Consider the following 10,953-nt stretch of genomic DNA (forward strand, 5'->3'; position numbering starts at 1 on the left):
TCGTCTAACTCTCCTCCTAGTCTCCTCTAATACTTTCCCAAGACTTTCCCAGACTTTCAAATACTTTCTCAGACTTTAACTTCTTATCTATTTCCTTATTTGGATGGTTGCACAAATAAGTGGGTGTAAATACAGAATTGAAAAAATATTCCCGTTTTTGGAAACTTGTTATCGTGAGCGTACTTCCTTCAAATTGTTTGTTTAATCTTAAAACTTCTCTAAAAGGATTTTTACAATACGTTGTTAAACAAATTAATGGAATTAAGGTTATATGTAGCGGAGTTAGCGATCAGGCATTACTATTGATCGATTGTAATTGAATTTTGCTTTCGCCGTTAAACGTTATTTTAAATCAATCCCTATGAAAATTTTATTTAAAAGGCAAAACGTGCTCAACAATGTTAAACTGCAATTGAAGTTTTCGCAGGAGCAGGCAAAGGAGGCGTCTGACTTTATTAAAGAAATAGAGAAGGGGAATCTTAATGTTGAAGTCTCGCAAAGCCTTCAGGATAGTGAGCTTGGAGCATCTTTATTTTCGATAAAGAATCATCTTCGTAAAATTGCAACGGAGGAACAAGAGCGGAGTTGGTTAAATGCGGGACTTGCAAAATTTTCGGACATACTCAGAAATAAAGAGTCGCTCAATTTAACAGATCTTGCTGACGATATACTTACTAATGTAGTAAAGTATGTGAATGCCAACCAGGGTGCACTATTTATTTTGGAGGACGAGAATGGAGAGGAGTACTTAGAGATGGTGGCGTGCTATGCTTACGACAGGAAGAAATACCTGAACAAGCGCTTGAACATTGGAGAAGGAATAACAGGACAATGTGTGCTTGAGAAGGAGGTAGTTTACTTAAAAGAAGTGCCTTCAGGTTATATTAAGATAACTTCAGGTTTGGGACAGTCAACACCAAAGGCAATTTTAGTTTCACCCCTAATTGTTAATGAAAAAGTTTTTGGCGTGTTGGAGCTTGCATCGTTTAATGAATTTGCAAAGAACAAAATCGACTTTATTAAACGCCTTTCTGAGAACATTGCAGCCAGCATAAAGAATGTGCGGGAGAATGCACGTATTGTAAGCCTGCTGAATGAAAGTCAGGAACAGGCGGAAGCGTTGAGGTCTCAGGAAGAGGAAATGCGGCAGAACATGGAAGAGATGCAGGCTACGCAGGAGGAGATGGAACGTAAGAATGCTGAAATAAGCAGAGCCTCTGCAGAGATGTCAAGTATCTTAAATGGTATTAACACCACCATGGCCACCATTGAATTTACAACAGAGGGCACTGTACTTACTGCGAATACCAACTTTTTAACTTCGATGAAGTACAGGTTAGAGGATATTAAAGGAAAGCACCATAGGAAATTTGTTCCGCAAGATATTCTGGAATCGAAGGAATACAAAACGTTTTGGACCACACTTGCTTCGGGTAAATCTATAACAGGAGTTTTTAAGCGTATTGATTCAGCGGGTAAAACTGTTTGGCTTAATGCTATATATAACCCTATTCTCAATGCAGGGGGTGAAGTAGTTAAGGTGATTAAGTTTGCAACTGACATTACTGCCGAGCAGGAACTCATAGCGGAGATGAAGGGTATAATGAATGGTATCGATGCTACCATGGCCACCATTGAGTTTACACCTGAAGGAATCATATTAAATGCCAATAACAACTTTCAGAAAACAATGAAATGTTCATTGGAGAGTATAAGGGGTAAACATCATAAAATGTTTGTGCCGGCAGATGTTTTAGTATCTGACGAGTACAGAGCATTTTGGAAGAGGCTTGCCGCGGGCGAATCAATAATCGGTGCTTTCAAGAGAGTTAATAGCGAAGGAGAAATCGTATGGTTGCATGCTATTTACAATCCTATTAGAAATGCGAATGGAGAGGTATTTAAAGTTGTAAAATTTGCAACTGATATCACCGCTGAATACAATTCAGTAAATGAAGGCAATGAAGCTAAAACCATGGCGTTGCTATAGTCTTCTTTAGGTAATCTTGTATTTACTTTATAAGCTTTATCAGACATGGCCCGTTGAGCAGCTGTGCTAGTATCCTATATCATAATAGGTTTTTTTTTTCGTTTAGTCATACTTGCTTTAAGATGTTTTTATTTGATCATTTGTAGCAAGAAAAATAACGGTACAGATTGTTCATATAACTGGCCGGAAGATTTCTACAACAGATTTTACACATAAAAATATTTAAGATGGAATATAAACTACTGGGAGCTTCTGGCTTATCGGTTCCGATTTTGAGTTTTGGAACAGCCACCTTTGGAGGCGGAAATGAATTTTTTAAAGCATGGGGCAGTACACAAGTTGAGGAGGCAACGCGACTGATCAATTTATGTATGGATGCCGGTATTAATTTATTCGATACGGCGGATACATATTCTCAAGGCCTTTCAGAAGAAATTCTTGGGAAGGCGATTGCCGGAAAGCGGCATGATATGTTACTGTCAACAAAGGCAACTTTTCCTTTTGGTACTGGCCCCAATAACCAGGGATCATCCAGGTATAGGCTGATGAGGCAAATTGAAGGGAGTTTAAAAAGGTTAAATACCGATTACATTGATATCTATCATATGCATGGCTTTGATGGCAACACGCCTGTAGAAGAAACGTTGCGTGCGTTAGATGACCTGGTTAGCAGTGGTAAGGTTAGATATCTGGCAGCTTCAAACTTTTCAGGGTGGCATCTAATGAAGTCACTCGCTGTTTCTGACAGGTATGGCTGGAACCGATATGTTGGTCACCAGGTATACTATTCATTGGCTAATCGCGAATATGAATGGGAACTGATGCCTTTAGGAATAGATCAGAAAGTAGGGGCTATAATATGGTCACCTCTGGCTGCGGGTAGGCTAGGCGGTAAATACCAACGCAACAAACCATTGCCACCACAAGGACGTATTTCTCAGGGTGGAAGTCCCGTACCCGAGGCCGTAGTAAAGGAGGATGTTTTTTATAATACTATCGATGTCTTAAATGAAATTTCCGCCGAGATTGGTAAATCTGTAGCACAAATATCTTTGAACTGGCTGATGCAACGACCTACGGTTTCAACAATAATTTTTGGAGCACGTAATGAAGAACAGTTAAAAGAAAATCTGGGAGCCACCGGATGGAGTTTAAGTAAGGAGCACGTTGAAAAACTTGATAAGGTAAGCCTGGTGCCACCGATATATCCATATTGGCATCAAAGACAGAATACGACCTTAAATCCATTACCTGTTTAAGATTTATAGCACCACAGTAGAAAATGCTGTGGTGTTTTTAGAAACTATATTCTTTAATTTTATTGAGCAGGATCTGGTGGGGGAATTTATACCTTTTACTTGCGACTTTTTCCGTTTGCAGTTGTCCTTTTCTCAATGTAAGTCCTGACTAATGTATTGACTTGGTGCATAACATTCCTGCCAATATTCTACAATTTTTCTGATGGTATTACGCAGCGCTTCCATGGAGCTAGGTTTAACAAAAAATCCCTGGGCCGACATTGCGTATGCATCATAAACCGCCTTACGCTGGGCTCCAGTAGTAAAGAACAAATAAGGGATACATCGTATTTTTAACTCCTCATTGTTATGAATTTTTTTTCTTAACTCAAAGCCATTGATTTTAGGCATGTTAATGTCTGATAAAATAAGAAAAGGTTGTACGTCTGTTTTAACAATAAAGTCTAGTGCCTGATAACCATCGGAGAAAAAGATAACTTCGTTGGGATAATTTAGAGAGTTAAAGGTTTCAATTAATAATTCCTGATCGTCGCTGTCATCTTCAATGATTATTATGGGGCCCGATTTCTGCATTATAATTTGTTGTCGTTTTTATTCTGTTGTACAATTCGCCCGATATTTTTATCAGTTTTTATCTGCTCGTTCACGAGCTTTTGTAGCTTTTTGTGCTTGCTTATTCGCTTTATCACGCGCTTTTTGTGCTTTCTTTTCTGCGCGTAAAGCATTTTTTGATTCTTTTGCTGCATTGTTGGCTTCACGCTCAACACGTTTGGCCTCTTTTGCTTTTTCCTTTGTGTCTTTGTGTTCGTTCTTCAACTCTTTAATAAGGGCTTCATCTTTTTGCTCCTTTTGATAGGCTGTTGATAAGCTATCCATTCGCGTGCTTTCTGACTTACTCATGTCTGTACGTTCCTGCGCAAAGCCTTCGCTAGCTATAACCAGAACTGCGCCTAAGGCGATGGTTAATATATATGTTTTTTTCATGGTTGGTTTTCTGCATTAGAGCAGATACCATTAAAACAAACCTTTATTACTTATCGTTGCATTTTGGGTATTAAAGATGAAGATACTATCAACGAAAGTTAACTATAGGTATTTTATCCTCTATATATCAGTGGTTAAGATTTTTGTCCAGCTGTATTAGTTGGTTGAATTAGTTCCCTTTCAAAATACGCTAACTCTTTTGTGCCTGGAGAATCAATTACAGTGCAGTAATAGATGCGTTGATAATATTTTCTGATCGAGAGCCTTAACAAAGGATTGGCCTTTGCCGTAATCATTGTGTTTTCGGGATAAATGTTGTCAGTATTGGTTCTGTAACTCATTTGTTTGTTAATACAACTAACTTTGCGATTCGTTGAATTTAGTGTGATTAAAATTTTCTGGTGGGTTATGGTTAGATACTCTGGGGTGATTATTACCGCATAAGCTGACCCTATTGATAAAGGGCTTCTTACCTCCTTTCCTGATTTTATCAAGGTATGCATTTAAAATATCAATATCACTATTAAACACTAACGATCTTATATAAATGTTTTAAGCTACATAATGGAATTACTGACTTAACACTTGAAACGGGCATCATTTTTTCGGAAGTAATTTTGATGACTGCTGATAACACCTTTGTTAGGGATACAAAAAGTGCCCGCAATGGCTCACGGGAGAAGTTTTGGATGCGGCTTGATAATGCTGCTAAAATTTATCCTGCTGTTCAAGATGAAGAGCTGACAGCTGTATTCAGATTAACATGTGTGCTTAAAAAACCTGTAAAAATCGGGCCGCTTCTTAAAGCCATAGAACTTCTTGAAAACCGATTTCCCTACTATAAAGTGAAACCGAAAAAGGGATTCTTCTGGTATTATCTCGAATTTCACGATGAGCCAATACCCTTAAAACCTGACATGGCAATTCCGTGCAGGGCGTTTGCTAAAGATGATCTGATCTTTAGAGTTCTAGTAAGGGAAAATCGGCTAAGTGTTGAGTTCTCCCATATACTTACTGATGGAGGTGGAGGATTCGAGTTTCTTAAATCATTATTACTTACTTATTTTGATAAATGTTGTATATCAGTACCTGATCATGTCACTGCGCTAAAACCTGATGAAGATCCTTCACGGGAAGAGTTTGAAGATGCTTTTAGTGCACACTTTCAGGAAAACATTCCTTCACCCAAAAAGAAGCCAAAATCATTTCACCTTCCTTTTGCTTTAAATAATCCGCCGCGATTTAATGTGCTTGTTGCCAAGCTTTCCTTAGCTGATATTTCAGCCAAGTCAAAAATGTATAAGGTTACTATTACAGCTTATTTAGTGGCTGTGTATTTGCATTCGCTACAGTCCATCTATAATCGCTTATCTGGTTTTAAAAGGAGAAGAGAACGCAAGATTTTCAGAGTGCAAGTTCCTGTAAATCTTCGAAAAATTTATCCATCCAAGACAATGCGTAATTTTTCTCTTTTTGTTACTCCTGAAATAGACCTTGCGCTGGGTCAATATTCTTTTGAGGAGATTATCAAGACCGTGCACCACATTATGCAACTTGAAACGGATAAGAAGCTTATCAATAAGATTATAGCAAGAAATGTAGGAGCTGAAAGAAACATTTGGTTAAAGAATACGCCGCTGTTTATCAAATCACTAATTCTGAATCTTACTTACAGTATTGCGGGCACAAGCCGATATAGTGGTGTTATCACCAATCTTGGGAAGGTTACTTTTGGGGAAGTTGATAATCTTATTGATCATTTTGTTTTTGTGCCGCCACCGCCGAACAAAGCGCTCAAGGTGAATTGTGGTGTTCTCGGTTTCGATAACAATCTTGTTATTGCTTTTGGTAATATCACGCAGTCGAAGGAGTTCGAACGTGAGTTCTTCAGGTTTTTAGTGAGTCAAGGCATAAGTGTTAAGATTTTAAAGAATTGATGTTATTAGTGGTATGGTTATCTGCAGAGAATGTGGTGTAGAATTAGAGGATGACATGATTAATTGTCCGCTGTGTGAGACTCCATTGACAAGGAATATAGGAAATGGAAATATCACTCAGAAGAAAATCACTAGGTCCAAACCAGAAGTTGAAAGAAAGTATGCATTGCAACGCGTACTCTGGCAGGTTACTTCTGTTTTACTTTTATCAGGAATTGTTTCTACCCTGATCATAGACCTGTCTGTACATGGGGAGGTTATCTGGTCTGTTTATCCTGTTTCTATTTGTATGTTATGTTTTTCATATGCATCAATACTGTCGTTTTGGCGTTCAAAACTTGTTTATCAACTTCTTGCCGGTTGGGTTATTTCTACATTCATACTCTTAGCATTTGATTTTTATATGCCTTATTCCAAATGGCTAATCCACCTGTCACTGCCAATTCTTTGTGCGTTAAATGTAGTTGTAATACCTCTTATAGTTATTCTTTACAAAGTGAAGAGAAAAGGGTTGAATGTATTAGCTTTAATTTTTGTTGCCATTACACTGATTTGTTTGATTATTGATGGAATTGTTTCGGTTTACTTCTTGGGCGCAATTAAGCTGCAATGGAGTATAATTGTAGCGGCATGTCTCTTACCCGTAGTTGCAGCGTTACTTTTTATGTATTTAAGAACACGAGATAACGCTGATCTTCAAAAGATCTTTCACACTTAAAAATTAATTAGCCATGCGCTATCAACAAAATGCAAATGGAACATGGCAAGCGTAGAGAGTAAATTATTTAATATTCTCTTGCGACTTATCAATAAAAAGAAGTTTCTGGAAATGCAATTTGCATTTGGTAAATTTGACTTCTATAATAGTAGGGAACCTTCACGTGAAGCACGAAGAGCTTGTCATATAGAACGACATTTTCTCAATGGACGAAATGTCTTTACGATGTCGCCAAAACATGGCCGCTCTAACAAACATATTTTGTACCTTCACGGGGGCGCATATGTTCAAAACTTTGTCAGACAGCATTGGAATTTTTTATCAATGCTTGTTAGGCACACTCACTGTACCATTACTGCCCCAGATTATCCACTTGCGCCTAAGTATACTTACCGCGATGCTTTTGATATGGTTAGCCCGTTATACACGCAACTGATACAAAAGGCAGGTAGTGTGAACACAATTCTTATGGGTGATTCAGCAGGAGGGGGATTTGCACTGGCATTGGCTCAGAAAAAGAAAAATGATAATGAAATTCAGTCTGGAAAGATCATTTTGCTTTCACCCTGGCTTGACCTTACATTAAAGAACCCTGAGATCGAAGCATTAGATCCATTGGATCCTTTTTTAAGCATTCAGGGTCTACGAAAAGCAGGGAGAGCCTATGCAGGAAATTCTGATCTTGATAATTACATGCTAAGTCCTATAAACGGTCCATTAGAAGGGCTTGGCGAAATCACTATTTTTAGCGGTTCGCGAGATATTCTATGCGCGGATGCCAGACGATTAAATTTACTGGGAAAAGCAAAGGGTATTAATATAAAATACCATGAATATAAAGATATGGTTCACGTTTGGATGTTGTTAAATTTTACTGAATCAAAGAAGGCACAAAAGGAGATTATTGCATTGATAAATGGGTGAGCCTTATTGAGACTACTGGTGTATAAATCGGGCTTCATCCTGGTATTTCATGCGCTGAGAGATGCTCTTCTATTTTGTTGGAAATCAATATTTAACAATTGATTGACGTAATCATGAAGTAGAATTTTTAGATAATGCAGTATTTTAAACGTAGGCAATTTTTGCCAATTGGAAAGTAAAAGTTTAATATTTATTGATGCGTAGGGAGATCGATTCCTATCGCAATCAACCAAACTTAAACTACTTACCTATGAAAACAAGTTTAACCACGAAAGCACTAATGCTTTTGCTCTTGATGACCTGTACTATACAAGCATTTTCTCAGAGTCGTCTTCGTGCAAATGGACAACGTATCGTAAATGCCAATAACCAGGAGGTTATCCTGAAAGGGGTAGGCCTCGGAGCATGGCTTTTACAGGAAGGCTATATGATGAACCCGGGCACGGGAGGAACACAGTGGTCCTTTAAAGAAATGCTGTATGATCAGGGCCAGACAGAGGCACAAGTAGAAGCCTTCTATCAAAGCTGGCGCGATAACTTCATTACCCAGTCAGACATCAACTGGATAGCTGACCAAGGCTTTAATTGTGTTCGCATACCGATGCATTATGAATTGTTTTTAACTGCCTCACAGCGCGCTGTAAGAAACCAGGTCATACGTAATTCATCAAATTATCAGAATTATGTCAATTCATTAACAACGTGGTATAACAGCAATCAATTGTTTAATGATGTAAACACAGAAGGGTTCAGAACATTACAAAACTGTTTAACATGGGCAGCAGCCAGAGGGATGTATGTAGTGGTTGACCTGCATGCCGCGCCAGGTGCACAAGGTTCTGACTCTAATATCTCTGACGCACTTGTTCAAAATGACTTATGGAATCGTTCTATCTATCAAGACATCACCGTAAGGTTATGGGAGAGAATTGTGTCCCGCTATAAAGATAACAATACAGTAGCCTTTTGGGATATTATCAATGAGCCTAACAACGTACCTGGCGGAGGACCTGCCATACATAACCTCTTAAACCGGATTATTAATGCTATTCGCGCTCTGGGGGATACGCACCTCATTATGGTTGAAGGAAATGGTTGGGGAAATAACTATGATTACCTCGAACCTTTTACCTTCACCAACAATTCTAATCTTGTTTACAACGCCCATCGCTATTGGATAGCTGAAGGTAACGATTACATAAGAGACGGTAACCCCAACCAGATTAACAGACTTATTGATCTTATTGAATTTAGAGCGAGACATAACGTTCCTGTTTGGGTAGGGGAAACAGGTGAAGAATCAAATGCATGGCTAAGGCAAAACGTTGATAAACTAAATCAGAATGGTATAGGATGGTGTCACTGGACTTACAAGCGAACAAGTGCTGAGCCAAATGCTGCGTTGAGAAGGATAAACCCACCTTATCTTACTGATGGCGTTTCAGCCATGAGTGCAGTGCTCAACAACATCAATTTTGCAAACACGGTAGTTAATTCAGGACCACTTGCAGCAGTAGACCCAAGGAGAACACCTATGCAATGCACAAGTACGTATATCGCAGTGCCTGCGCAAATTCAGGCAGAAAATTATTGTGCAATGCTTGGTGTAGAAACAGAAACGACTACAGACACAGGAGGTGGTTTAAATGTAGGACAACTACATTCCGGTGACTGGATGGTTTATAGAATCAACGTGCCATCAGCAGGCAACTATACAATTCAATACCGAGTGGCTACTTCCAGTAGCGGAGGTATTATAAAAGCTGAACCTTATGGAGGAGGAACACCTTATGGAACTATCAATGTTCCGGTTACTGGTGGGTGGCAGACGTGGCAGACTATCTCACATGCAGTTTCCCTGCCCGCAGGCCAGCTTCAATTCGCATTGGCCATTACCGGAACGTTCAATTTAAATTGGATTAATATTACCGGTGGTCAATCTCAAAGTCAGGCACCCGTTGGACAAACCATTTGGCTGAGGGGCATAAATAATCTTTATGTGAGTAGTGAAAATGGTACGGCTCCCATGAACTGCACGCGGCCATCCGTTCAAGGATGGGAGCATTTTACGGTAGTGGATGCAGGAGGAGGAAAGATTGCTTTAAGAAGTATGGATAAATACGTTTCTTCAGAAAACGGCGCTTCACCTATTACATGCAGCAGACTCACTATTGGGGACTGGGAGAAGTTTGATTGGGTAGTAAATGCAGATGGTAAAATATCCTTACGCGGAAATAACGGACGTTATATCTCTTCTGAAAATGGTACTACAGCGATGACATGCAACCGCCTAAGCATAAGCGGATGGGAAGCTTTTAATTGGGGAACAGGCACTCCCACAGCCGCAGCACGATTAAGTACTGCTAGTGTGTCTGACACCAAAGAGGAATTCATAAGCAATGATTTTGAATATTATCCAAACCCTGTTGTTACTAGTTTCACATATAAGCTTCCTGCTACATCAACACAACATACCTTACAGGTAACAAACTTGCATGGCGAAAACATTATTCACCAAACTTTTGATAATGAGGGCGAGACAAACACCATTGATGTTTCGGGTTGGAAGAGTGGTTTTTATGTAGTCACAATCTACAACGGTCAGTTTCAGAAGACTTTTAAATTGCAGAAGAAATAAAATTCAAAAATAAATTAAATAAGAGAGGCTGACTCAACCATTTGAGGTAGCCTCTCTTGTTTTATAATTACTTTTTTAATTCAACAGATGTATAGTTTTTCTTCTTTGCCATTCGCAGTACAAGTACTTCAACAAAGATGGAGAAAGCCATGGCAAAATAGATGAATCCTTTTGGTATTGGCATCTCAATGCCTTCTGCAACAAGCGAAACTCCTATCAATAGCAAAAACGCAAGGGCAAGCAGTTTTACACTTGGATGTTTTGATATAAAATTACCAAGAGCACCGGATGCAAAGAGCATAAAGACCATGGCAACAATAACAGCAGCTATCATTATCTCTACGTGATCTGCCATGCCTACTGCAGTAATTACAGAATCTAGTCCGAAAACAATATCCAATAAGCCGATCTGTATCACGGTTTGTGTTAATGAAAGTGGTTTAACATCCTCTTCACGCCCTGGTCCTTCAAGACTTTCATGAATTTCAATGTTGCTTTTGTAG

10 protein-coding genes are annotated in these 10,953 nt (G+C 39.0%); 6 read left to right on the forward strand and 4 right to left on the reverse strand.

Features of this window, described 5'->3' with window-relative positions:
• Positions 1-361 precede the first annotated feature (361 nt).
• Both KK060_RS23795 and KK060_RS23800 read left to right on the forward strand, forming a co-directional pair.
• Positions 362-1,990: a GAF and PAS domain-containing protein gene (locus KK060_RS23795; RefSeq protein WP_254157603.1), complete on the forward strand. Its 1,629-nt coding sequence runs from the start codon at positions 362-364 to the stop codon at positions 1,988-1,990.
• A 227-nt stretch (positions 1,991-2,217) separates the two neighbouring features.
• Positions 2,218-3,249 (forward strand): aldo/keto reductase, encoded by a 1,032-nt coding sequence (locus KK060_RS23800; protein WP_254157605.1) that lies wholly within the window; start codon positions 2,218-2,220, stop codon positions 3,247-3,249.
• 132 nt (positions 3,250-3,381) lie between these two features.
• Here KK060_RS23800 and KK060_RS23805 read toward each other — a convergent pair whose 3' ends face one another.
• From KK060_RS23805 to KK060_RS23815, 3 genes are all read right to left on the reverse strand, one after another.
• Positions 3,382-3,822: a response regulator gene (locus tag KK060_RS23805; protein WP_254157607.1), complete on the reverse strand. Its 441-nt coding sequence runs from the start codon at positions 3,820-3,822 to the stop codon at positions 3,382-3,384.
• 51 nt (positions 3,823-3,873) lie between these two features.
• The gene (locus KK060_RS23810) at positions 3,874-4,233 is read right to left on the reverse strand and encodes a hypothetical protein (RefSeq protein WP_254157609.1); all 360 of its coding nucleotides are present in this window, start codon (positions 4,231-4,233) and stop codon (positions 3,874-3,876) included.
• A 134-nt stretch (positions 4,234-4,367) separates the two neighbouring features.
• The gene (locus KK060_RS23815) at positions 4,368-4,574 is read right to left on the reverse strand and encodes a hypothetical protein (RefSeq protein ID WP_254157611.1); all 207 of its coding nucleotides are present in this window, start codon (positions 4,572-4,574) and stop codon (positions 4,368-4,370) included.
• Positions 4,575-4,853: 279 nt separating this feature from the next.
• Here KK060_RS23815 and KK060_RS23820 point away from each other — a divergent pair, with 279 nt between their 5' ends.
• The 4 genes from KK060_RS23820 (at position 4,854) to KK060_RS23835 (ending at position 10,450) form a co-directional block, all read left to right on the forward strand.
• Positions 4,854-6,170 (forward strand): hypothetical protein, encoded by a 1,317-nt coding sequence (locus tag KK060_RS23820; RefSeq protein WP_254157612.1) that lies wholly within the window; start codon positions 4,854-4,856, stop codon positions 6,168-6,170.
• A 13-nt stretch (positions 6,171-6,183) separates the two neighbouring features.
• A complete protein-coding gene (locus KK060_RS23825; protein WP_254157614.1) occupies positions 6,184-6,888 on the forward strand; it encodes a DUF6320 domain-containing protein in 705 nt (234 codons plus the stop codon).
• A 42-nt stretch (positions 6,889-6,930) separates the two neighbouring features.
• A complete protein-coding gene (locus KK060_RS23830) occupies positions 6,931-7,812 on the forward strand; it encodes an alpha/beta hydrolase fold domain-containing protein (protein ID WP_254157616.1) in 882 nt (293 codons plus the stop codon).
• Between the two features lie 250 nt (positions 7,813-8,062).
• Complete coding sequence (locus KK060_RS23835) at positions 8,063-10,450, forward strand: cellulase family glycosylhydrolase (protein ID WP_254157618.1); 2,388 nt, start codon at positions 8,063-8,065, stop codon at positions 10,448-10,450.
• A gap of 67 nt (positions 10,451-10,517) precedes the next feature.
• Here KK060_RS23835 and KK060_RS23840 read toward each other — a convergent pair.
• The coding region (locus KK060_RS23840) for a TerC family protein (RefSeq protein WP_367397538.1) at positions 10,518-10,953 on the reverse strand (436 nt) is incomplete at its 5' end.

The organism is Chryseosolibacter indicum, from assembly GCF_018598585.1.
Classification (GTDB): domain Bacteria; phylum Bacteroidota; class Bacteroidia; order Cytophagales; family Cyclobacteriaceae; genus Chryseosolibacter; species Chryseosolibacter indicus.